The 22,450-nt window shown below is 40.3% G+C and carries 23 protein-coding genes; 20 read left to right on the top strand and 3 right to left on the bottom strand.

What is annotated here, in order from left to right:
* Position 1 precedes the first annotated feature (1 nt).
* From ACQQ2I_RS04680 to pyrE, 4 genes are read left to right on the top strand one after another with little or no spacing between them, the layout of a single operon-like run.
* Positions 2-775 (top strand): dihydroorotate dehydrogenase electron transfer subunit, encoded by a 774-nt coding sequence (locus ACQQ2I_RS04680; RefSeq protein WP_431029415.1) that lies wholly within the window; start codon positions 2-4, stop codon positions 773-775.
* Complete coding sequence (locus ACQQ2I_RS04685) at positions 772-1,683, top strand: dihydroorotate dehydrogenase (RefSeq protein WP_431029416.1); 912 nt, start codon at positions 772-774, stop codon at positions 1,681-1,683. Before ACQQ2I_RS04680 ends, ACQQ2I_RS04685 begins: the two co-directional genes overlap by 4 nt.
* 1 nt (position 1,684) lies before the next feature.
* Entirely contained in the window at positions 1,685-2,392 is a 708-nt protein-coding gene (pyrF, locus tag ACQQ2I_RS04690; protein WP_431029417.1) for an orotidine-5'-phosphate decarboxylase, read from the top strand.
* Between the two features lie 2 nt (positions 2,393-2,394).
* Positions 2,395-3,030, top strand: coding sequence for an orotate phosphoribosyltransferase (pyrE, locus tag ACQQ2I_RS04695; RefSeq protein ID WP_431029418.1), 636 nt, complete (start codon positions 2,395-2,397; stop codon positions 3,028-3,030).
* 186 nt (positions 3,031-3,216) lie between these two features.
* On the opposite strand, the gene ACQQ2I_RS04700 is transcribed toward pyrE, so the two are convergent.
* Positions 3,217-4,278 carry a branched-chain amino acid aminotransferase gene (locus ACQQ2I_RS04700; protein ID WP_431029420.1) on the bottom strand — a complete coding sequence of 354 codons (1,062 nt, stop codon included), beginning with the start codon at positions 4,276-4,278 and terminating at the stop codon, positions 3,217-3,219.
* Between the two features lie 904 nt (positions 4,279-5,182).
* The gene (locus tag ACQQ2I_RS04705) at positions 5,183-6,862 is read right to left on the bottom strand and encodes an Rqc2 family fibronectin-binding protein (RefSeq protein ID WP_431029421.1); all 1,680 of its coding nucleotides are present in this window, start codon (positions 6,860-6,862) and stop codon (positions 5,183-5,185) included.
* A gap of 188 nt (positions 6,863-7,050) precedes the next feature.
* On the opposite strand from ACQQ2I_RS04705, the gene ACQQ2I_RS04710 reads away from it, so the two are divergent.
* From ACQQ2I_RS04710 to spoVM, 15 genes are all read left to right on the top strand, one after another.
* The gene (locus ACQQ2I_RS04710; protein WP_431029422.1) at positions 7,051-7,926 is read left to right on the top strand and encodes a YicC/YloC family endoribonuclease; all 876 of its coding nucleotides are present in this window, start codon (positions 7,051-7,053) and stop codon (positions 7,924-7,926) included.
* Positions 7,927-7,942: 16 nt separating this feature from the next.
* The gene (gene gmk, locus ACQQ2I_RS04715) at positions 7,943-8,560 is read left to right on the top strand and encodes a guanylate kinase (RefSeq protein ID WP_431029423.1); all 618 of its coding nucleotides are present in this window, start codon (positions 7,943-7,945) and stop codon (positions 8,558-8,560) included.
* A gap of 4 nt (positions 8,561-8,564) precedes the next feature.
* Entirely contained in the window at positions 8,565-8,789 is a 225-nt protein-coding gene (rpoZ, locus tag ACQQ2I_RS04720) for a DNA-directed RNA polymerase subunit omega (protein ID WP_431029424.1), read from the top strand.
* A gap of 116 nt (positions 8,790-8,905) precedes the next feature.
* Positions 8,906-10,102, top strand: coding sequence for a bifunctional phosphopantothenoylcysteine decarboxylase/phosphopantothenate--cysteine ligase CoaBC (gene coaBC / locus ACQQ2I_RS04725; protein ID WP_431029425.1), 1,197 nt, complete (start codon positions 8,906-8,908; stop codon positions 10,100-10,102).
* Positions 10,099-12,516: a primosomal protein N' gene (gene priA / locus ACQQ2I_RS04730; RefSeq protein ID WP_431029426.1), complete on the top strand. Its 2,418-nt coding sequence runs from the start codon at positions 10,099-10,101 to the stop codon at positions 12,514-12,516. The genes coaBC and priA overlap by 4 nt, the downstream gene beginning before the upstream one ends.
* Positions 12,517-12,539: 23 nt before the next feature.
* The gene (gene def / locus ACQQ2I_RS04735) at positions 12,540-13,031 is read left to right on the top strand and encodes a peptide deformylase (RefSeq protein WP_431029427.1); all 492 of its coding nucleotides are present in this window, start codon (positions 12,540-12,542) and stop codon (positions 13,029-13,031) included.
* Position 13,032: 1 nt separating this feature from the next.
* Positions 13,033-13,974 carry a methionyl-tRNA formyltransferase gene (fmt, locus tag ACQQ2I_RS04740; protein WP_431029428.1) on the top strand — a complete coding sequence of 314 codons (942 nt, stop codon included), beginning with the start codon at positions 13,033-13,035 and terminating at the stop codon, positions 13,972-13,974.
* The gene (gene rsmB / locus ACQQ2I_RS04745; RefSeq protein WP_431029429.1) at positions 13,971-15,332 is read left to right on the top strand and encodes a 16S rRNA (cytosine(967)-C(5))-methyltransferase RsmB; all 1,362 of its coding nucleotides are present in this window, start codon (positions 13,971-13,973) and stop codon (positions 15,330-15,332) included. The genes fmt and rsmB overlap by 4 nt, the downstream gene beginning before the upstream one ends.
* A gap of 3 nt (positions 15,333-15,335) precedes the next feature.
* Entirely contained in the window at positions 15,336-16,475 is a 1,140-nt protein-coding gene (rlmN, locus tag ACQQ2I_RS04750; protein WP_431029430.1) for a 23S rRNA (adenine(2503)-C(2))-methyltransferase RlmN, read from the top strand.
* A gap of 9 nt (positions 16,476-16,484) precedes the next feature.
* The gene (locus ACQQ2I_RS04755) at positions 16,485-17,231 is read left to right on the top strand and encodes a Stp1/IreP family PP2C-type Ser/Thr phosphatase (RefSeq protein WP_431029432.1); all 747 of its coding nucleotides are present in this window, start codon (positions 16,485-16,487) and stop codon (positions 17,229-17,231) included.
* A gap of 2 nt (positions 17,232-17,233) precedes the next feature.
* The gene (gene pknB, locus ACQQ2I_RS04760) at positions 17,234-19,207 is read left to right on the top strand and encodes a Stk1 family PASTA domain-containing Ser/Thr kinase (RefSeq protein ID WP_431029433.1); all 1,974 of its coding nucleotides are present in this window, start codon (positions 17,234-17,236) and stop codon (positions 19,205-19,207) included.
* A 19-nt stretch (positions 19,208-19,226) separates the two neighbouring features.
* Positions 19,227-20,108: a ribosome small subunit-dependent GTPase A gene (rsgA, locus tag ACQQ2I_RS04765; protein WP_431029434.1), complete on the top strand. Its 882-nt coding sequence runs from the start codon at positions 19,227-19,229 to the stop codon at positions 20,106-20,108.
* A gap of 2 nt (positions 20,109-20,110) precedes the next feature.
* A complete protein-coding gene (gene rpe, locus ACQQ2I_RS04770; protein ID WP_431029435.1) occupies positions 20,111-20,776 on the top strand; it encodes a ribulose-phosphate 3-epimerase in 666 nt (221 codons plus the stop codon).
* Positions 20,773-21,405, top strand: coding sequence for a thiamine diphosphokinase (locus ACQQ2I_RS04775; protein WP_431029436.1), 633 nt, complete (start codon positions 20,773-20,775; stop codon positions 21,403-21,405). The genes rpe and ACQQ2I_RS04775 overlap by 4 nt, the downstream gene beginning before the upstream one ends.
* Before the next feature lie 12 nt (positions 21,406-21,417).
* Positions 21,418-21,504 carry a stage V sporulation protein SpoVM gene (gene spoVM / locus ACQQ2I_RS04780; RefSeq protein WP_391367280.1) on the top strand — a complete coding sequence of 29 codons (87 nt, stop codon included), beginning with the start codon at positions 21,418-21,420 and terminating at the stop codon, positions 21,502-21,504.
* Positions 21,505-21,609: 105 nt separating this feature from the next.
* Here spoVM and rpmB read toward each other — a convergent pair whose 3' ends face one another.
* Positions 21,610-21,798: a 50S ribosomal protein L28 gene (rpmB, locus tag ACQQ2I_RS04785; protein WP_049668398.1), complete on the bottom strand. Its 189-nt coding sequence runs from the start codon at positions 21,796-21,798 to the stop codon at positions 21,610-21,612.
* Between the two features lie 271 nt (positions 21,799-22,069).
* On the opposite strand from rpmB, the gene ACQQ2I_RS04790 reads away from it, so the two are divergent.
* Positions 22,070-22,432, top strand: a complete 363-nt coding sequence (locus tag ACQQ2I_RS04790) for an Asp23/Gls24 family envelope stress response protein (protein ID WP_391366378.1) — start codon at positions 22,070-22,072, stop codon at positions 22,430-22,432.
* The last annotated feature ends 18 nt before the right edge of the window (positions 22,433-22,450 follow it).

The following is a 22,450-nucleotide window of genomic DNA, read 5'->3' on the forward strand; positions in this document are numbered from 1 at the left end:
TATGATTCGCCAAGAACGAATGACGGTCGTTCAGCAATCGAAAATTGCTCATAATATTTTTGAGCTTACAGTACAAGGCGAGCTTGTCCAGGAAATGACTCCTGGGCAGTTCGTGCATGTACGCGTAGCCGATATGTTCGAACCGCTATTACGACGTCCAATTAGTATTGCCAATATTAATAAGGAAACAAATGAATTTACGATGATCTATCGTGCAGAGGGTCGTGGAACTGAGATTTTATCGTTAAAGCAAGTAGGCGATACGATAGATATTTTAGGGCCAATCGGTAATGGCTTCCCGGTTGATGCAGTACCAGAGGGCGGTACGGCATTGCTTGTCGGAGGCGGTATCGGTGTACCCCCATTATATGAATTAGCTAAGCAATTAAATGCACGTGGTGTACGTACAATTCATGTATTAGGATTCCAATCAGAAAATGTTTGCTTTTATGAAGAACAGTTTAGCCATTTAGGGGATACACATTATGTTACAGCGGACGGAACAAAAGGAACAAAGGGCTTTGTGACAAATTTATTGGATGAGTTACAGCCTGAGTTTGATGTGTTCTATTCATGTGGACCACTGCCAATGTTAAAAGCATTAGAAGTACAATTCCCAGACAAACCGGGCTATTTATCCTTTGAGGAACGTATGGCTTGTGGAATTGGTGCATGCTTCGCTTGTGTATGCAACACAACAGAGAATGTGGAAAAAGATTATGTAAAAGTATGCTCAGATGGGCCAGTATTCCCGAAAGGAGTTGTGGCACTATGAGCCGTATCAATATTTCGTTACCAGGATTAGAACTAAAGAACCCGATTATGCCAGCGTCAGGCTGTTTTGGCTTCGGTCGTGAATATGCACAACTGTATGATTTATCAAAGCTAGGTGCAATTATGATTAAAGCGACGACAGTAGAAACACGTAGCGGGAATCCAACGCCACGTGTAGCAGAAACTTCAGCGGGTATGTTAAATGCGATTGGGCTTCAAAACCCAGGAATCGAAAAAGTAATGGCAGAAGAACTTTCTTTCTTAGAGGGGTATGATGTGCCAATTATCGCAAACGTTGCGGGTACTGAAGTGGCAGACTATGTAGAAGTAGCGGAGCGTATTTCGAAAGCACCGAACGTTCATGCGTTAGAATTAAATATTTCATGCCCGAACGTTAAATGTGGGGGCATTCAATTCGGTACAGATCCAGCGACTGCGCGTGAATTAGTAGAGGCGGTTAAAGCTGTATCTAGTGTGCCAGTATATGTAAAACTTTCGCCGAACGTAACAAATATTGTGGATATCGCAAAAGCGGTAGAAGCAGGTGGTGCAGATGGTATTACGATGATTAATACACTTATTGGTATGCGTCTACACGAAAAAACAGGAAAACCAGTTATTGCAAACGGTACGGGCGGTTTATCAGGTCCAGCTGTTAAACCAGTAGCGATTCGCATGGTTTATGAAGTATATAAAAATGTAAATATTCCGATTATTGGGATGGGCGGTGTAATGAACGCACAAGACGTAGTGGACTTTATGTCAGCAGGTGCTTCAGCTGTCGCGGTTGGTACGGCAAACTTTGTGGATCATTTCGTATGCCCAACTATTATTGATGCGCTACCAGCAAAGTTAGATGAGCTAGGTGTTGAGCATATTACAGAACTTATTGGAAGGAGTCACCGTTAACATGAACAATAAACCGATTATTGCACTAGACTTTCCAGGAGAGAAAGAAGTGTTTCAATTTTTAAGCCAGTTTGAAGAGCAACTTTTTGTAAAAGTGGGAATGGAGTTATATATGCAGGAAGGGCCAGATATCGTGCGCAAAATTAAAGAACAAGGCCATGACATTTTCCTAGATTTAAAACTTCATGACATTCCAAATACGGTAAAGTCTGCAATGAAAGGTTTAGCACGATTAGGTGTGGACTTAGTTAATGTTCATGCAGCAGGTGGCAAAAATATGATGGAAGGTGCACTTGAAGGCTTAGAGGCAGGTACGCCTGTCGGGAAAAAGCGTGCAGCTATAATCGCAGTAACACAATTAACATCAACGACAGAAGAACAAATGCGCAATGAACAACGCATTGATCTGCCATTGATTGATGCTGTGCTACATTATGCACAGCTCACAAAATCGGCGGGCTTAAATGGGGTTGTTTGTTCCGTACATGAAGCACGTGCCATCGCAGAGGTATGCGGCGAGGACTTCCTTCGCGTAACGCCGGGTATTCGTATGGCGGGCGGGGAAACACATGACCAAAAACGAATTGCAACACCAGACGGGGCACGTGAAGACGGTTCTTCATTAATCGTAGTAGGACGTGCCATTACAGGCGCAGCTAATCCAGTAGCTGCATACAAAGAAGTTTGTGAATTATGGGAGGCAAAATAATTATGACATTACAAAACGAAATCGCACACGCTATGCTAAAAGTTGGGGCAGTAGAATTAAACCCAACAGATTTATTTACTTGGGCTTCAGGTATTAAATCACCAATTTATTGTGACACACGTTTAACGATTTCAGATCCTGTTATTCGTAAACAGCTAGCAAATGGATTAGCGCAAAATATTAAAGAATTTTTCCCTGAAACAGAAGTAGTAGCAGGCACTGCAACAGCAGGTATCCCGCACGCTGCTTGGGTATCTGATATTTTAGAGTTACCAATGGTATACGTACGCTCAAAAGCAAAAGAGCACGGCCGTGGCAACCAGATCGAAGGCAAGTACGCACCAGGTCAAAAAGTAGTCGTAGTAGAAGATATCGTATCAACAGGCGGCTCTTCCATTACAGCAGTTGAAGCATTACGCGCAGCAGGCTGTGAAGTAGTAGGCGTCGTATGTGTGTATACATACAACTTACCAAAAGCAGAAAAAGCATTCGACGAAATCGGCGTGAAATATGTATCATTAACAAACTTCGACTACTTAGTAGAAGCAGCAAACGAATCAGGCGCAATTCAAGCAGATCAAATCCCATTCTTGAAGGAGTGGCACGCGGACCTTAAAGCAGGGAATTTACAGAAATAATTGGATTTATTTTAAAGTGAATGGAATGCTAATTATATAGGTGGAGCTGTGGCGAAAGCGAAGCGACAGCCACACTAGCAAAACTTAAAGCTGGAGAGCTTTAAGTTTTGCATAAAGCAGAGAATTTACAAAAAACACCAACGTATGCTATTTTTAGCGTGCATTGGTGTTTTTATATTTAACTCATTATAGTTTAACAATCCAGCCAAAAGGATCTTCTAGCTTACCAGTCTGTATACCTGTTAATGTATCATACAATAATTGTGAGAGTCCCCCGATTTCACCGTTGTTAAGGACAAACTTTTCGTCTAAATATTTTAACTCGCCAATTGGTGAAATAACGGCAGCTGTACCTGTTCCGAATGCTTCTTCTAATTGCCCATTTTTATGTGCTTCTATAATTTCATCGATAGAAATGCGGCGTTCTTCAACTGGAATTTGTTTATAGTGTAAAATGTTGATGATCGAATCGCGCGTAATACCAGCTAAAATACTGCCGTTTAAAGCAGGAGTGATTACAGTCCCGTTAATTTTGAAGAAAATATTCATGCTCCCTACTTCTTCTACGAATCTATGCTCTTTGCCATCTAACCATAATGTTTGATCATAGCCGTCTTCATTTGCAAGTTCTTGCCCTTTTAAGCTACTTGCATAGTTACCGCCTGTTTTTGCTTCTCCAGTACCACCAGCGACAGCGCGTACATATTGCTGTTCCACTAAAATTTTGACAGGGTTTATACCATTCGCATAATATGAGCCTACTGGTGATAGGATAATCATAAATTGATATGTTTGAGATGGGGCTACACTTAAATAAGAATCTGTCGCAATTACGAATGGACGAATGTATAACGACGTACCTGGCGTATTTGGAATCCATTCACGCTCAATTGTCAGCAACTGTTTTAATGCTTCTAATGCCAGATCTTCATCTACAGATGGAATACATAGTCGCTCGCTCGATAAATTTAATCGTTTAAAGTTGTTTTGTGGGCGGAATAATAGCACTTCATTTGTTTCTGTAACATAAGCTTTTAACCCTTCAAATACAGTTTGCCCGTAGTGGAATACTTTACTAGAAGGGTCTAACGTGATTGGTTGATAAGGAACGATACGTGGATCATGCCAGCCCTTACCTTCTGTATAATCTAAAATAAACATATGGTCTGTGAAAAATTTACCAAATCCAAGGGCGGATGTAGCTGGTTTTTCCTTTTTATTTTGCGTTAATTCAATTTTTATTTTCATTATAAATGTCCCCCATTAATACAAAAAATAACATCTGGATTTTTCTATTAAGTATAGCTTATTTTCTCCGATTTTCAATCTAATTTGAATATTTGAACGAATTATCAGATTATTAAAGTAGATAGTTACTAACTTGTTCATTAGAACGTTTCTTGTATCAATCATCCTAAAACTTCCGACATTTGTAGCTGTCCTATCGTAACCTCCGTACTTTGCTACAGCCTACTGTAAATAGAGGGCAAATATTTTCTCCCTCCTAATTAAAATCGATTATTTTGATGCCTGGATTGTGTCACATAGCGAAAACGATATACAACTTAATTTTAAATAAGTGTCAAATGAGGTCTATTTACCTAAATGGCACTTATCCTCAATTAAGTTGTATCTCAAAATCGATTACTGGTGGATTTGTGCGTTTTTTTAGTGCGTGTATGATTTTCTTATTAAAAAATCGCACGCTACCGTTTGTTTTGATCAAAATAGCGAGATATTTAATTTTTTTATAAATGATTACATCGTAAAGACATGTACCAAACATTTTGGGTAACGATGTATTTTTAGAAAAAAGCTCCATTCTTTTCATTTTTTTCTCCCTCCACGGAAGCTCCTTTTTTAGTGAATTTCTATCATTTTTATCACAGTCGCTATTTGTAGAGCACTTGTTTTGAATGAAAACGTTGTCGTATCCTAGCAAAAAGTCACTGCATCTGGTCAAAATAACCGAGCATGAGCCAAAGTCAACAAAATCTTTATTTTTGCACCAAAAATGCAAGCGCATGAGACGATTTGCGTTAACTTTTGAAGGTAATCGTTATGTTAGAAAATTAAAATGAACTCATATACAAGCATAAATTAAGAAAAGTTCCGTCTAAAAAACTTTGAGACGGAACCTTCGTATGCGTTGTTACTTGTTTTTCAATTGTAAAATCAGGTTTTCATCCGGTGTGACAAACAATGTTTTTTGTTCGAAGTAAATCACGAATCCAGGCTTAGATCCATTTGGCTTTTTCACTTGGCGGATGTCAGTGTAATCTACTGGCACGGAGGATGATTCACGTGCTTTACTGAAATACGCACTTAACATCGCTGCTTCATGCAATGTCGTTTCGTCAGGTGTATCACAATGAATGACCACGTGTGAGCCTGGGATATCTTTTGTATGCAGCCAAATATCTGTTTTCTTTGCTAATTTAAATGTTAAATAATCGTTTTGCTTATTGTTTTTACCGACGGAAATCGCAATACCTGTAGAAGACATAAATTTCTCAGGTGCTGGCTTTGTCGGTTTTTTCTTTTTCTTTGAAGCACGCAAGCGAAGATAACCTTGCTCTGCTAACTCCTCACGAATTTCTTCAATATCAGCAGGGGCGGCTTGCTGTACTTGCTGGGCGAGCATATCAAAATATGAAATATCATCCTCTGTTTTTTGCTTCTGCTCTTTGATCATAATGAGCGCATTTTTCGCCTTGTTGTATTTTGTGTAATAGCTTTGTGCATTCTCAATCGGCGTTTTTCGTGGGCTTACAGGGATGGTTACTTTTTCGCCTGTGTAGTAATTATCGACTGTCACATGCTCTACGCCTTTTTCAAATTGATAAAGGTTTGCCATTAATAGTTCGCCGTATAATTGAAACTCATGCAGTTTGCTTGCACGTTCGTAATCTTTATCTAGCTTTTTGAGCTTTAACTTTAATTTATCTAGTTCGTTTGTCAGCCAACGCTCTAAATCACCGGCCTGTTGTTTTACTCGGTCGCGTTCAGCACGAGCGAAGAAAACACGGTCGAGTAATGTACTTAAGTTTGGATAAGTTGTTTCTTTTCCAGTTAAATGGGTTAGAATTGTTGGTGAAAAATACGCTTTTCCTTCTACTTCCTTATAGGTCGGGTGCTTTGCAACGTAAACTTCTTCCATAAATGTACGAATCGTCTCCACTAAATCACCTTGTTGGATGCGGTGTAATAATTCATTCGCATGCAGCGGGGAGAAGCCGATAAAGCGATTCATAATATCCTTTGCTGTTACAGCGTTGGCAAAAAAGGTGCGCAGTTCATCGTCTGTTACTTCGTTCATATGCTGTTTGTTTTGTGGGGGCGGCGCGATATATTGTTGCCCGGGTAAAACAGTACGATAGCTATTCATCGAAGGAGAGAGATGCTTTAAACTATCGATAATTTTATCGTTCTCCGTATCCACTAAAATGAGGTTACTATGACGTCCCATCACTTCGATAATGAGTTTGCGATAAATGGTATCACCAATTTCATTTTTACTTTCAATGCCGAGTGTAAGGACACGCTCTCCGCTCATATGCTGCAGCGCTGTAATAAAACCGCCTTCTAAATGTTTACGTAAAAGCATGCAAAACATGGGTGGCTCTGCTGGATTTTCGACGGTTTGTTCCGTGAGGTGGACACGTGCATAGGAAGGATGAATGGAAATTAATAATTTATGATTTCCACCTTTTGCACGAATATGTAATATGACTTCGAGTGCATTCGGCTGATGAATTTTTGTAATACGTCCTGATAAAAGCTGCGATAATTCTTTAGTCATCGCGCTTGTAAATAATCCGTCAAATGCCATTGTTCATTCCTCTTTCATTTATAGCTTGTTGCTACATTTTTGTATAAGTCATTGCTCATCTACTCTCTCTTATGATAGCATTTTTTCTTGTGTGTGCGGATGTTTACATATTTCTATAAAACAAACATCATAACAGGTCAAACATATGCTATAATTATTGCAGTATGCAAAAAAGGATGTGACGAACCTTGGTGCGTAGTATGACGGGCTTTGGCAGGGGTGTCACAACGACGAAATCTCATCAATTGACTGTTGAAGTTCGTGCTGTGAATCATCGTTTTTTAGAAATTAATACAAAGTTTCCGAAAGAGTGGATGGAGTCTGAAGTGTTAGCGAAGAAAGTGCTATCCCAAGCTTTATCACGCGGAAAGCTAGATGTTATTATTTTTCTAAAGGAGCTCCAAACAGCTGAGCAAAAAATTCAAATTAATTGGCCCCTTTTAGAGGCATATCGCAAAGCGAAAGAAGAACTTTCGCTCAATATGTTGATGGAAGAAAAATGGACGATGCAAGAAATTGCTATGCTCGATCAAGTGCTCGTTGTACAGGAAGAAGAACTTGTACAAGAGGAAGTGCTGACAGCTGTAGAACAGGCATTACAGCAAGCAATCACGCAATTAATACAGATGCGTGAAAGAGAGGGCGCGGAGTTAAAAGCAGTGATGTTACAATATAAGGAACAATTGCAAGCGCAAGTTCAATGTATTCGTACAACATCAGGCGATGCCGTACTGAAGTATCGTGAGCGATTAAAGCAACGTGTACAAGAATTTACCAGTGGACAACTATTAGAGGACCGCTTATTAACAGAAGTAGCATTATTTGCAGAGCGCGTTGATATTAGCGAAGAGCTTGACCGTTTGGAAAGCCATTTCCATCAGTTGGAAGAAACACTTGAAGAGGACATTCCAATTGGTCGTAAACTTGACTTTTTAATGCAGGAAATGCATCGTGAAATTAATACGATTGGTTCGAAAAATCAGTCATCGGAAAGCTCGATAGCGGTCGTGCAAGCGAAAACGATTTTAGAGAAAATGCGCGAGCAAGTTCAAAATATTGAATAGTTAGAAGGAGTTATAGATGAAGAAACAACGTGGCTTATTAATCGTATTATCAGGCCCATCTGGTGTGGGAAAAGGAACTGTTCGAAAAGAGCTATTCTCGCAGTCCAATACGAATTATGAATATTCTATTTCAATGACAACACGTAATCCTCGCGAAGGAGAAGTAGATGGTGTAGACTATTTCTTTAAGACACGTGAGGAATTTGAAGCATTAATTGAACAAGGTGGTTTACTTGAGCATGCACAGTTTGTCGGTAATTACTACGGTACACCGCTTGCTTATGTAAATGAAACATTAGATGCAGGGCGCGATGTATTTTTAGAAATCGAAGTACAAGGTGCCAAGCAAATTCGAGAAAAAGCACCAGATGCATTATTCATTTTCTTAGCACCGCCGAGTCTTTCGGAGTTAAAATCACGTTTAGTAGGTCGTGGTACGGAGACAGAAGACGTTATTGCAAAACGTATTGCAACAGCGGAAGAAGAGCTTGAAATGATGAGCCTATACGATTACGTTGTAGAAAACGACGAAGTACACAATGCATGTGATAAAATTAACGCGATTATTAAAGCTGAACATTGCCGTCGTGAGCGTGTAGAAAAAATTTATTTATCAATGTTGAAGGGAGAATAAATCAATGTTATATCCATCAGTAGATGCTTTAAAAAATGAAATCGATTCAAAATACTCTTTAGTAAGCTTAGCTTCTAAGCGTGCGCGCCAAATGCAAGAGGAAGGTGGCGAGCGCCTTCATAGATACGTTTCTTACAAGCCAGTAGGAAAAGCGTTAGAAGAAGTAGCGGCCGGTGTACTAGAGAAAGAACAGCAAGATGAATCAACAATTTACGAGGATGAAGTGTAAGTTTAGCTGATCCATCCGTACGCTGATCATCTAAGTAGTCCTAATTATATGTAAAGTATTTAGTAGCTCCCGGAGAAAACTCTTTGGGAGCTTATCATTTGAAGGGGGCAAACTAAATGCAAAACAAAAATATTTTACTTTGCGTAACGGGCGGTATTGCTGTCTATAAAGCAGTGGCACTGACGAGTAAATTAACGCAAGCGGGTTTTCATGTAAAAGTAATGATGACAGCATCTGCACAAAAATTTGTGAACCCTTTAAGCTTTCAGGTGATGTCGAAAAATGATGTGTTTTTCGATACATTTGATGAAAAAGATTCGAGTGTGATCGCGCATATTGATTTAGCAGATTGGGCTGATCTTATTTTAGTCGCACCGGCTACAGCGAATGTCATTGGTAAACTGGCGAATGGCATTGCAGATGATATGGTAACAACGACATTACTGGCAACGACGGCGCCGGTATGGCTAGCGCCCGCGATGAATGTGCATATGTATGATCATCCAGCAGTAAGACGCAATATAGCACAGCTACATACAGATGGGTACCGTTTTGTCGAACCTTCCGAAGGCTATTTAGCATGTGGCTATGTAGGGAAGGGACGTCTAGAAGAGCCCGAAAAAATGACAGAGTTAGTCATGCAGCATTTTGCACCACAAAAACAGCCGCTTAAAGGGAAAAAAGTTGTTGTATCAGCTGGCCCAACACGTGAGCGCGTTGACCCAGTCCGCTTTTTAACGAACTTCTCAACAGGGAAGATGGGGTACTCCATGGCAGAAGCAGCACGTGATTTAGGCGCAGATGTTGTGCTTGTTTCTGGTCCAACGAATTTACCTAAGCCAACGGGTATGACAGTGATCGATGTGGAAAGTGCCCAAAATATGTTTGATGCGATTTGGGCACAATACGAATCAGCTGATATCGTGATTAAAACAGCAGCTGTAGCAGATTATCGCCCGAAAAATGTGCATGGTCAGAAAATGAAAAAGCAACCAGGCGATGCTGCTTTAGAGCTAGAACGTACAACAGATATTTTAGCAACGCTTGGAGCGAATAAAACACACCAGTTGTTAATTGGATTTGCTGCAGAAACGAATGATGTAGAAAGCTACGGGGCACAAAAATTACAAAAGAAAAATGCAGATTATATTGTCGCAAATGACGTTACAGAAGCTGGCTCTGGTTTTGGTACAGACACGAATAGTGTGATTTTAATCGGACAGGACTACAAGCAAAAATTTGCGCATCTTCCTAAAAAAGAGTTAGCACGACAGTTGCTTGAAACAATTGCAGAAAGAGAAGATTTTAAATGACATTAGTCGTTGCACAAGTCATTGTGGATGTAGCCGCCTATCCAGTGGATCGTCCGTTTGATTATGTCGTTCCAGATGCGTGGCATTCATTAATCGAAGTGGGGAGCCGTGTGAAAGTCCCTTTTGGACCGCGTAACGTACTCGGTTTTGTTGTCGCGTTACAACACGAAACAGATGTGCCAATGGATAAAATGAAGCCTGTTGCACAAATATTAGATATTGAACCCGTGTTAACAGGAGAAATGCTGAAATTATCAAAATGGCTGAAGCAACAAACGATTTGCTATGAAATTGATGCATTGCAAGCGATGCTCCCATCTGCCTTGCGTGCGAAGTATGAAAAAATTGTACATGTGACAGGCGAAGTAGCCGCGCTGCCGGAAACCTTACAGTCCCATTTTAATAAGAACGGTAAAGTGAACTTGAAAAAATTTGAAAAAGAAGGATTGCTTAGGGAAGTAAAGCAGGCGCTAAAAGACGGTCTGATTACGGTTGAAAATAGTGTGAAACAGCAAGGCGTAGTGAAAGAAATTCGCAAAGTACAGATTGCTTCGGATTTAGTGAAGTTAACAGAGGTAGAGGCTTCCATTGCTAATCGGGCAGCTAAGCAAAAGCAACTTGTCCAGTGGATGATGAAGTACCCCGGCCAAATGTTTTTACCAGATGATTTGTGTCGTGAAGCCGGTGTAACAATAGGTGTATTGCAATCTGTGATTGAAAAAGGAGCCGCTTCTTTTATGAAAGAGGAAGTATACCGCGACCCATTCACAAAAGAAGTAGCAAAAACCGATTTTTTAACACTAACGGATGAACAAGCGACGGCTTTAAAGGCTATTACACAAGCAATGGATGCGAAACGTGCAGAAACATTTTTATTGCAAGGTGTCACAGGTAGTGGGAAAACGGAAGTGTATTTACAAGCTATTCAACATACGCTGAGAGAAGGTAAGGAGTCCATTGTACTTGTACCTGAGATTTCATTAACACCACAAATGACAGAGCGCTTCCGTTCGCGTTTTGGGGAACTCGTAGCCGTTCTTCATAGCGGGCTTTCAGTCGGTGAAAAGTATGATGAGTGGCGGAAAATCCAGCAAGGAAAAGTAAAAGTTGTTGTCGGTGCTCGTTCTGCGATTTTTGCCCCGTTTGAAAATGTCGGACTTATCATTTTAGATGAAGAGCATGAATCCACGTATAAACAAGAGGATGCCCCGCGTTATCATGCAAGGGATGTGGCTGTTTGGCGTGGTCAGTATCATGGATGTCCCGTTATTTTAGGCAGTGCAACGCCAAGTCTTGAATCCTTTGCTCGAGCGAAAAAAAATGTGTATACATTATTAACGCTGAAAAATCGCGCGATGAGGCAAGACTTACCGACAGTACATGTTGTTGATATGCGTGAAGAATTAAAGTTAGGGAATCGCTCGATGTTTTCGATTAGCTTAGTAGAAGCGATTCGGGAACGTTTAATGAAAAAAGAGCAAACGGTGCTCTTTTTAAACCGTCGTGGTTACTCTTCCTTTGTCTTATGTCGTGATTGTGGGACGGTAGTAGAATGTCCAAATTGCGATATTTCGTTAACGTATCATCGTTCCAGTGAGAAGTTAAAATGTCATTATTGTGGGTATGAAGAGTATGTGCCACAGTCTTGCCCGCAATGTCAGAGTGAGCATATTCGTTTCTTCGGTACAGGGACGCAAAAGGTCGAGGAAGAGATATATAAGCTATTTCCGGAAGCACGTGTCCTTCGAATGGATGTCGATACAACAAGTAAAAAAGGTGCGCACGAGGAAATTTTAGATGCTTTTGGACGAGGGGAAGCCGATATTTTACTTGGTACGCAAATGATTGCAAAGGGACTTGATTTTCCGAATATTACACTTGTTGGTGTATTGAGTGCTGATACGAGCTTGCATCTTCCAGATTATCGTTCCGCAGAGCGTACGTTTCAACTGTTAACACAAGTAAGTGGACGAGCGGGTAGACATGAAAAACCGGGAGAGGTTATCGTGCAAACGTACACACCCGAACATTATACAATTGAATTGTCAAAAGAACAGTTATACGAACCGTTTTATGAGCGTGAAATGCATATGCGCCGTCAAGCAGGCTACCCGCCCTATTATTATTTAGCGCTTGTACAAGTATCGCATGAAGATGTTATGATGGCGGCTGAGTATGCAGCGAGAGCAGCTGAATATTTACGGTCAAACTTACCATTTAACGTGTCTATTATCGGGCCTACAACAGCAAGTATTAGCCGTCTCCAAAATAGATATCGCTATCAATGTTTGATAAAATACAAAATAGAACCAAACCTCATTCCAGTACTATTACAGCTTATAAAACTGTATCGCTCGGAATGGATAAAAAAAGGAATCCTGCTCACCATTGATTTAGACCCATCAATGATTTGAGCTTGTGAAAGAGGTAAAAATGTATGGCAATTAGAGAAGTAGTAAAAGCACCTGCAAAGGTTTTATCTTCAAAAACGAGAGAAGTAGAAGTAATCGATGAGAACATCATTGCGCTTTTAGATGATTTATATGACACGATGGTAGAGCATGACGGCGTTGGAATTGCCGCACCACAAGTAAATGTCGATTTACGTGTAGCCATTGTTGAACTTGGGGAAGATATTTTAGAAATGATTAACCCAGTTGTGATTGAAACACGTGGGGAAGTGGAAGATATTGAAGGTTGCTTAAGCTTTCCGGATCTTTTCGGTTTAGTAAAGCGCCCAACATACGTAAAAATTGAAGCGGCAGACCGTGAAGGACAGATTTATGAGCTAGAAGCAGAAGATTTCGAAGCCCGTTGTATTTTACATGAAATCGATCATTTAGATGGTGTACTATTCGACTCCAAAATAACGCGTGTGTTAACGCAAGAAGAGCTGGATGAATTGTACGCGGATGTTGAGGAGGAATAATATGACAAAGGTCGTATTTATGGGAACGCCCGCTTTCTCAGCACCAATTTTACGTATGTTGCATGAAGAGGGTTATCATATTTTAGCGGTTGTCACGCAACCAGATCGTCCAGTAGGGCGCAAAAAAATACTTACACCACCACCAGTAAAGGAAGAAGCGGTACGCCTCGGTTTACCAGTAATTCAGCCCGAGAAATTACGCGGTTCAGAAGAACTACAGCAAATTATTGGGTTAGGTGCAGATCTTATTATTACAGCAGCATTTGGTCAAATTTTACCGAAAGAGCTACTAGATGCTCCGCGTTTAGGCTGTATTAATGTGCATGCATCTTTATTGCCGCAATACCGTGGAGGTGCCCCGATTCACCAAGCAATCATCGATGGACAAAAGGCAACAGGTGTCACAATTATGTATATGGCAGAAAAGCTCGATGCAGGTGATATCATTTCTCAACGCGAAATCATGATTGAAGATATAGACCATACAGGAAGCATGTTCGAAAAATTAAGCGAAGTAGGTCGAGAGCTGTTAAAAGAGACATTGCCTTCGATTATTGATGGAACGAATGCCCGCATTGTACAAGACGAATCACTCGTAACATATGCAAGTAATATTAGCCGTGAGCAAGAGCGCATTGACTGGACGAAAGGTGCGCGTACAATTTACAACCAAGTGCGTGGTCTGCACCCATGGCCAGTTGCTTATACGACATTTGAAGCGGCAAACGTAAAAATTTGGTGGGCACAAGTGGGCGCTACAGCGCATGACCGTGAGCCGGGGGAAGTTGTAGCGATTCATAAAGATCGTTTTGAGGTCGCAACAGGTGCAGGCGGTACGTTAGCGGTACTAGACTTACAACCAGCCGGAAAAAAACGTATGACAGCAGAAGAATATTTACGTGGAACTGGTTCAAAACTACAGATAGGGGACCGTTTTGAATGAGTAAAAAGAAGCAACAAATTTGGGATGGAAATGTGCGTGATGCGGCATTAACTATTTTGCTAGCCGTTGATAAAAACCAAGCGTATAGTAATCTTTTGCTGCATCAAACAATTGAAAAATACAAGATTGATGCAAAAGACCGTAGTTTATTAACAGAAATTACGTACGGTACATTACAGCATAAATTCACGCTGGATTATTATTTAGAACCTTTTATTCGTGGGAAAGTCGATTTATGGGTACGTTGGTTACTGCGTATGTCGCTGTATCAAATGGAATATTTATCGCGTATCCCGCCACATGCTGCCGTTAATGAGGCAGTAGAAATTGCGAAACGTCGTGGACATAAAGGCATTGCATCCATGGTGAATGGTATTCTCCGTACGATTCTTCGTGAGGGTTTACGAGCCACTGCGGATATTACAGACCCAGTAGAGCGTCTTTCGATTGAAACGAGTCATCCGAAGTGGTTAGTGGAACGTTGGGTGGAAAGCTACGGTTATGAGAATACGGCAAATATGCTACGTGAAAATAATATTCCACCGGTACAAACCGTACGTGTGAATACAACACGTGCAACTGTCGAACAAGTATTAGCGTCTCTTGAAGCAGAAGGAATAAAGGCACATCAAAGTGATGTCATGCCGGAATGTATCCATTTAACAAATGGTACAGTTGCTCGTACAACTGCGTTTAAAGAGGGCTTGATGACGATTCAAGATGAAAGCTCCATGCTACCAGCTAATGTATTAAATCCTCAGCCTGGCATGAAAGTGCTCGATATGTGTGCTGCACCAGGTGGGAAGACGACACATCTGGCGGAGAAAATGCAAAACGAAGGCTCGATTTTGGCGATGGACTTGCATCCGCATAAGCTGGATTTAATCGATGAAAATACAGCGCGACTAGGGCTTGAGATTGTACAAACTGCGCCAATTGATGGGCGTAAGGCAGCAAGCTTCTTAGCAAAAGAGAGCTTTGATGCCGTATTAATCGATGCCCCGTGCTCAGGACTTGGTGTCATGCGTCGCAAGCCAGATATTAAATATACGAAGCGTGAGGAAGACCTAGAAAGTCTTCAAACAATTCAGCTGGCGATTTTAGACAATGCGGTACAAGTATTAAAGCCAGGTGGACGTTTAGTATATAGTACATGTACAGTTGATAAACAAGAAAACGAAGGCACGGTAGAAGCGTTTTTAACCGCGCATCCAGAGATGGAAAGTGAAGCCTTAACCAATTTACCGGAAAAACTATTAGCGAAACAAAACAGCGGTATGCTACAAGTATTTCCGCAAGATTTTGGCAGTGATGGCTTTTTTGTTGCTGCTTTTCGTAAAAAAGGAGAAACAAATTAACTAATGGATCAACATAAATTTGATGAACGTATTCAAGATTTAGTGGAAGAGGCGGAAGACAAACCAGTTCGTCGTGAGAAAAAAGAGAAGCCTCAGTTAAAAGAATCGATTTATTCTCTTCGTCCAGAAGAGTTACAAGAATGGTTAAAGGAACATGGAGAAAAACCATTCCGTGCGGGGCAGATTTTTGATTGGCTATACAATAAGCGCGTGAAAACGTTTGAAGAAATGTCAAACCTATCAAAAGGGCTACGTGAAAAATTAGAGGAAAACTTTACCTTAACAACACTTTCAACCATTATTAAACAAGAGTCAACAGATGGCACGATTAAATTTTTATTCCAATTACAGGACGGCTATTCAATTGAAACGGTTTTAATGCGTCATGAGTATGGGAACTCCATTTGTGTGACAACGCAGGTAGGGTGTCGTATTGGTTGTACGTTCTGTGCATCGACATTAGGTGGTTTAAAGCGTCATTTAATGGCAGGGGAAATCGTAGAGCAGGTTGTCAAAGTACAGCAACAGCTGGACGAAACAAATGAACGCGTAAGCTCTATCGTGATTATGGGAATTGGTGAACCGTTTGATAACTATGATGCGATGATGAACTTCTTGAAGATTGTTAATAATGATAAAGGATTAAATATCGGTGCACGTCATATTACCGTTTCGACATCAGGGATCGTACCGAAAATTTATCAGTTTGCGGACGAGCAATTACAAATTAACTTCGCTGTCTCCTTGCATGCACCAAATCAAGAAGCGCGTCAAAAGTTGATGCCGATTGCACGTGCGTATAAAATTGATGAATTGCTTGAAGCTGTTCGTTATTATACGAAGAAAACAGGACGCCGTGTTACATTTGAATATGGTCTAATGTCGGGGGAAAATGATTCTGTGGAAGTGGCAGAAGAGTTAGCAGCATTAATCAAAAATATTAAATGTCACGTCAACTTAATTCCGATTAACTACGTACCAGAGCGTGATTATGTACGTACATCGCGTAGTAAAATTTTTGAATTTGAAAAAACGTTAAAGAAGAACGGGATTAACGTAACGATTCGCCGTGAACAAGGTGCGGATATTGCTGCTGCATGTGGTCAATTACGTGCACAAGAACGATCAGAAGAAACAAAGTAGGTGGTCATTGTGAACTTTACAGTCGAAAGTGATGTTGGATTAAAACGTACAGTGAATGAAGATCGGGTCGCATTTGTTGAACGGCCTGATCAATTGAAGCTGGCGATTTTAGCGGATGGTATGGGTGGACATAATGCAGGCGACGTAGCAAGTGAAATGGCAATTGAGCAAATGCAAGCACTATTTTTGCAAGCAACAGCCGAGCAACTTTCTTCTGAAGAAAGCTGTAAGGAATGGCTTCACGATGCTGTATCTGAGATTAATCATCAAATTTATCAATATTCATTATCACATGAAGGCTGTCAAGGCATGGGGACTACGCTCATTGCTGTACTCATTGACGAAAAGCATTGCACCATTAGTCATGTAGGGGATAGCCGGGTGTATCATTTTACAGATGACACTGCCGCACTTGTTACACGCGATCATTCGTATGTCAATATTTTGGTAGAGAGCGGTGAAATTAGCGAAGAGGAAGCGCAAAATCACCCTCAAAAGAATTTTATTTTAAAAGCACTTGGTACAGAAAGTTCCATTCAACCTGACTTCTATGATGTAATACTAGAGGAAAGTTCCTATTTACTAATTTGTTCAGATGGATTAAGTAATAAGCTATCGATTGATGAAATGATTGCCATTATTACGCTTCCGATGCCGCTGCAGGAAAAAGGAAAAAAATTAATTCAACTAGCAAATGATTGTGGTGGCGAAGATAATATTTCCCTTGTACTGATGACTAGAAATGAGGAGGTGTAGGCATGTTGATTGGAAAACGAGTAAGTGAGCGCTACGAAATCTTATCGCTCATCGGTGGTGGTGGAATGAGCAATGTGTATCTTGCTCACGATATCATTTTAGGCCGTGATGTAGCGATTAAAATTTTACGTTATGATTTTACAAATGAAGAAGAATTGCATCGTCGTTTTCAGCGTGAAGCGTTGTCTGCTACAAGCCTAACACATCCAAACATTGTCAGTGTATACGACGTTGGGGAAGACGGAGATATGCACTATATTGTGATGGAGCATATTAAAGGCAAAACTTTAAAGCAATACATACAGGAGTTTTCACCCGTATCGGCTGCTAAAAGCGTGCAAATTATGAAGCAGCTGACATCCGCGATTGGACATGCCCATGAAAATGGGATTATTCACCGTGATATTAAGCCTCAAAATATTTTAGTTGATATGGAAGGGAATGTGAAAATAACGGATTTTGGTATAGCGACGACATTAAATGCAACAAGCTATACACAAACAAATTCTGTTATGGGCACGGTTCATTATTTATCACCTGAGCAAGCGCGTGGTGGCATTGCGACAAAAAAATCAGATATTTATTCCTTAGGTATCGTGTTATATGAACTACTAACAGGAGAGTTGCCATTTTCAGGGGAATCTGCTGTATCGATTGCATTAAAGCATTTACAATCAGAGACACCATCTATTCGAGCAATTGATGCATCGATTCCACAAACGCTGGAAAATGTTGTGTTAAAGGCAACGGCAAAAGATCCAAATCACCGTTATGCCAGTGTCGATGAAATAGAAGAAGATTTACAAACGTGTTTATCGGTAGCACGTCAACACGAGCCGAAATTTATACCGCCATTAGATGATGACGCAACGAAAGCGATTCCGATTATTAAAGAAAAAGTTTCGACGAATGATATATTACAGACAAAAAAAGTAGAACCCGTAAGACCTCAAAGTCAATTATCAACAGAGGTGCAAAAGGAGTCACTGGCTAAACCTAAGAAGAAAAAATGGCCGCTTATTGTTGGCGCACTCGTAACGCTGGCGCTATTATTTCTTGTATTCATGTTTACAGTAACACCGAACAAAAAGGAAATTCCGGATGTTTCTACTTTAACGGTCGAGGAAGCGACGACTATGTTAGAGGATGCTGGCTTTGTACTAGGTGAGCCAATTGAAAATCACAATGATGAAGTGGAAAAAGATCATGTGATTGGAACAAATCCAAAAGCTGGTTTGTTACGTGCAAAGGGATCGGAAATCCAGTTAGTTGTTAGTCTTGGGAATGAAACAATTACGCTAGATAATTATGTAGGTGTTCAACTTACACAAGTGTTGCCGATTATCGAAAAAGGTGGATTTAAAGATGTTGACATTGTAGAAGTTTTCGATAGCAAGCAGCCTCCAGGGGAAATCATTAGTCAAGAACCTACAGCGAATACCGAAGTTATAGCAAAAGATACGGTATTAAAGTTACAAGTTAGTAAAGGTAAAAATACGGTTATTGTATCCGATTTAAGGCACTTTACTGAAGCAGCCGCAAGAGAATACGCTAGTACTGCAGGTTTTAAAATTCAATTTGGTACACCTGAGCATTCAGAAACTGTTGCCGCTGGTAGTGTAATTTCACAAACACCGAAAGCTAATACTCCGCTAGAGGTAGGAGCAGTCATAAAAGTTGTTCTTTCCAAAGGTCCAGTAGAAAAAAAAGTGAAGTGGTATTACAAAACGGTTGATATTCCATATGAAGGTGGAGTAGATGAAAACGGGGAGCCGATCCCACAAACGATACAAGTTTATATTCAAGATAAATTGCATACAATGGCTGACCCGATAGAGGAATTTACGATTACTGAAGATACAACATATCAGATTCAACTTGAAATTGTAGAAGGTGAAAAAGCAGCATACCGCATTGCGCGTGATTCAGCTGATTTTGCAAAAGAAACGATTTCATATGATGAGATAATACAATGATTTCTAAGGGAGGGTTTTCATGGCGCAAGGCCAAATTCGAAAAGCATTAAGTGGGTATTATTATGTAGAGCAAGATGGGGAGTTAATTCAATGCCGTGGGCGCGGGGTATTTCGTAACCGCGGCGAATCGCCACTTGTTGGTGATGTAGTTGATTTTACACGCGAGGGTGAGTCAGATGGCTATGTAATGAAAATTCATCCGCGTAAAAACGAACTTGTTCGACCACCGATCGCGAATATCGATCAAGCAATCCTTGTATTTTCTGTGAAAGAGCCGGACTTTAATACGATTTTGCTTGACCGTTTTTTAGTCGTATTGGAGTCATTCCATATCGAACCAATTATTTGTTTAACAAAAATGGATTTGCTAACAGATGAAGAGCTAGGACAGCTAACCGCTTATATTGAAGACTACAAAAAGATAGGCTATGAAGTGATGACTACCTTTAAAGAGGATGCCTCTTTAATGGCGCGTATTCAACCGATGTTAGCGGGGAAAACGACAGTATTAGCTGGACAATCAGGTGTGGGGAAATCAACATTATTAAATACATTAATCCCTGAACTAAATTTAAAAACAGGCATCATTTCACAAAGCTTAGGCCGCGGAAAGCATACAACACGCCATGTGGAGTTAATCGAAGTGTGTGGGGGATTACTGGCAGATACGCCGGGCTTTAGTTCCTTTGATTTTGATACGATTGAAAAAGAAGAACTCACTGCGTGTTTTCCAGAGTTTTTACGTATTTCAGAAGGGTGTAAATTCCGAGGTTGCTTACATATGAAGGAGCCAAAATGCGCGGTTAAGAGTGCGCTAGAAACAGGTGATATTAAAGAATATCGCTATGCACATTATGAACAATTTTTACAAGAAATATTTGATCGAAAGCCGAGGTACTAAACATGATTAAAATTGCACCATCGATTTTAGCTGCAAACTTCGCAAAATTAGGCGAAGAAGTAAAAGAAGTAGAAGCTGCAGGAGCAGAGCTGATTCACATTGATGTAATGGATGGACATTTTGTACCAAATATTTCGTTTGGTGCGATTGCGCTAGAAGCGATTCGTCCATTATCTACATTACCAATGGATGTTCATTTAATGATTGAAAATCCAGATCAATACATCGAACAATTCGCGAAAGCAGGCGCGGATTATATTACCGTGCATGTGGAAGCTTGTCGCCACTTACATCGTACTATTCAATTGATTCGTTCATTTGATGTAAAGCCAGGCGTTGTATTAAATCCACATACGCCAATTGAATCCATTTTACACATTTTAGAGGATATAGATATGGTCCTATTTATGACCGTCAATCCAGGCTTTGGTGGTCAAAAATTCATCTCTTCTGTGTTACCGAAAATCGAAGCGTTATCAGCTATTATTAAAGAACGCGGTTTAACGATTGATATCGAAATTGATGGTGGCATTACAGCGGAAACAATCGTCCCTTGTGCAAAAGCAGGCGCCAATATTTTCGTTGCAGGCTCTGCTATTTATGGAAAAGAAGATCGTGCGGCTGCATTGCAAGAAATTAAGCAAGCAGGTCTTAATGCCATTCAATGATTGTAGCAATTTGTGCGGGCGGCCCCATTCGTGAGGTCGCCTTTAATATAAACGTAGACAAATGGATTGGTGTAGACCGGGGCGCTTATTATTTAATAGAGCAGGGGATTGTGCCAGATGCCATTGTAGGGGATTTCGATTCGGTTAGTGAGGAAGAATTTGTGCGTATTTCAGCAGTAGTTACACATGTTGAAGCCTTTCAGTCCGAAAAAGATGAGACAGATACAGATTTAGCATTAATGCGTGCGATTGAATTTACGCCGAGTGAGGTGCTTCTAACCGGTGTGACAGGGGGACGTCTAGACCATCAGGAAGCAGCGCTACGTTCTCTATATCGCATGCAGCTAGCTTATCCGCATATTCAGTTTAAAGTGATGAATACACACAATGAATTACATTTTTTAACGCCAGGTCGTCACAAACTGGAAAAAACAGTACACCCATACTTGTCGTTTTTTGCTTATGGGGAAGATGTTTGCGAGGTGACATTGCGCGGCGTTAAATATGAAACGACGAATGAAACCATTACACAAGCAACTTCAAGATTTACAAGTAATGAAATCCTATTAGATGATGCGTATATCACGTTCTCTTCCGGCATATGTTTAGTTGTAAGAAGCATGGACTAGGAGGGAGCTATTTTGAAAGTATATACATTTCAGTTACCAAAGTTTTTGAGTAATATGACAAGAGCTTGCATTCGATTATTTCGTCGTGAGAAAAAATAAAAAGGGGGTGGGTAACCATTTAGTAATGGCTACTCACTCCCTTATTTTTTTTATATCAAATGAAAAAAAGAGCATCAACGCAAGAGGCTGATGCTCGGTACGCGATTAAACGCGCTCGATTTTACCTGATTTTAATGCACGAGCAGAAACCCATACGCGTTTTGGCTTACCGTCAACTAGGATACGAACTTTTTGTAAGTTAGCGCCCCAAGTACGTTTAGAAGCGTTCATAGCGTGTGAACGGTTGTTGCCTGTACGAGCTTTACGGCCAGTAATAACACATTGTTTTGGCATGTAAATTCCCTCCTTACAGATGAATCTGAAAGCTTGTTTTTCAGTTCGATATTTCACATACCATAATAATTTAACATAGACTGAAAGACCTTGCAACATATTTCGTACATACTTTCAAGAAAAAAACCTTTACACCCAAAAGCTATATGAATTGATAGCAGTTCATACTAGTTTTCATTTTAACGGGTAGACTTATGTGAACGTTTTCTTTTATAATTAAGCTTTGTGTAGTACAATATAGACAGTCAAAAAGAGCCAAGGAGGCATACTTATGTCAGTAGAATTAAAAAACGAATTCGGCCAAATTGATATTTCAAATGATGTTATTGCACAAATTGCAGGTGGCGCAGCAATCGAATGTTACGGAATTGTAGGGATGGCTTCGAAGCACCAAATTCGTGATGGACTAACAGATATTTTACGTAAAGAAAACTTTGCAAAAGGTGTAATCATTCGTCAAGAGGGCGAAGATTTACATATCGATATGTATATTATCGTAAGCTACGGTACAAAAATTTCTGAAATTGCTTATCAAGTACAATCAAAAGTAAAATATACAGTAAATAAAACATTAGGTATGAGCGTAAAATCAGTGAATATTTTCGTTCAAGGCGTTCGTGTAATGAACGTGTAAGAGGAGGATTCAAATCGA

The sequence above is a fragment of the Lysinibacillus sp. LZ02 genome, assembly GCF_050613145.1.
In the GTDB taxonomy this organism is placed as follows: Bacteria; Bacillota; Bacilli; order Bacillales_A; family Planococcaceae; genus Lysinibacillus_B.

Excerpts from the sequence above, each read along its gene's own strand:
- ACQQ2I_RS04680 (WP_431029415.1), top strand. The coding sequence starts at position 2 with ATGATTCGCCAAGAACGAATGACGGTCGTTCAGCAATCGAAAATTGCT.
- ACQQ2I_RS04685 (WP_431029416.1), top strand. The coding sequence starts at position 772 with ATGAGCCGTATCAATATTTCGTTACCAGGATTAGAACTAAAGAACCCG.
- pyrF (WP_431029417.1), top strand. The coding sequence starts at position 1,685 with ATGAACAATAAACCGATTATTGCACTAGACTTTCCAGGAGAGAAAGAA.
- pyrE (WP_431029418.1), top strand. The coding sequence starts at position 2,395 with ATGACATTACAAAACGAAATCGCACACGCTATGCTAAAAGTTGGGGCA.
- ACQQ2I_RS04700 (WP_431029420.1), bottom strand. The coding sequence starts at position 4,278 with ATGAAAATAAAAATTGAATTAACGCAAAATAAAAAGGAAAAACCAGCT.
- ACQQ2I_RS04705 (WP_431029421.1), bottom strand. The coding sequence starts at position 6,862 with ATGGCATTTGACGGATTATTTACAAGCGCGATGACTAAAGAATTATCG.
- gmk (WP_431029423.1), top strand. The coding sequence starts at position 7,943 with ATGAAGAAACAACGTGGCTTATTAATCGTATTATCAGGCCCATCTGGT.
- rpoZ (WP_431029424.1), top strand. The coding sequence starts at position 8,565 with ATGTTATATCCATCAGTAGATGCTTTAAAAAATGAAATCGATTCAAAA.
- coaBC (WP_431029425.1), top strand. The coding sequence starts at position 8,906 with ATGCAAAACAAAAATATTTTACTTTGCGTAACGGGCGGTATTGCTGTC.
- priA (WP_431029426.1), top strand. The coding sequence starts at position 10,099 with ATGACATTAGTCGTTGCACAAGTCATTGTGGATGTAGCCGCCTATCCA.
- def (WP_431029427.1), top strand. The coding sequence starts at position 12,540 with ATGGCAATTAGAGAAGTAGTAAAAGCACCTGCAAAGGTTTTATCTTCA.
- fmt (WP_431029428.1), top strand. The coding sequence starts at position 13,033 with ATGACAAAGGTCGTATTTATGGGAACGCCCGCTTTCTCAGCACCAATT.
- rsmB (WP_431029429.1), top strand. The coding sequence starts at position 13,971 with ATGAGTAAAAAGAAGCAACAAATTTGGGATGGAAATGTGCGTGATGCG.
- rlmN (WP_431029430.1), top strand. The coding sequence starts at position 15,336 with ATGGATCAACATAAATTTGATGAACGTATTCAAGATTTAGTGGAAGAG.
- pknB (WP_431029433.1), top strand. The coding sequence starts at position 17,234 with ATGTTGATTGGAAAACGAGTAAGTGAGCGCTACGAAATCTTATCGCTC.
- rsgA (WP_431029434.1), top strand. The coding sequence starts at position 19,227 with ATGGCGCAAGGCCAAATTCGAAAAGCATTAAGTGGGTATTATTATGTA.
- rpe (WP_431029435.1), top strand. The coding sequence starts at position 20,111 with ATGATTAAAATTGCACCATCGATTTTAGCTGCAAACTTCGCAAAATTA.
- ACQQ2I_RS04775 (WP_431029436.1), top strand. The coding sequence starts at position 20,773 with ATGATTGTAGCAATTTGTGCGGGCGGCCCCATTCGTGAGGTCGCCTTT.
- rpmB (WP_049668398.1), bottom strand. The coding sequence starts at position 21,798 with ATGCCAAAACAATGTGTTATTACTGGCCGTAAAGCTCGTACAGGCAAC.
- ACQQ2I_RS04790 (WP_391366378.1), top strand. The coding sequence starts at position 22,070 with ATGTCAGTAGAATTAAAAAACGAATTCGGCCAAATTGATATTTCAAAT.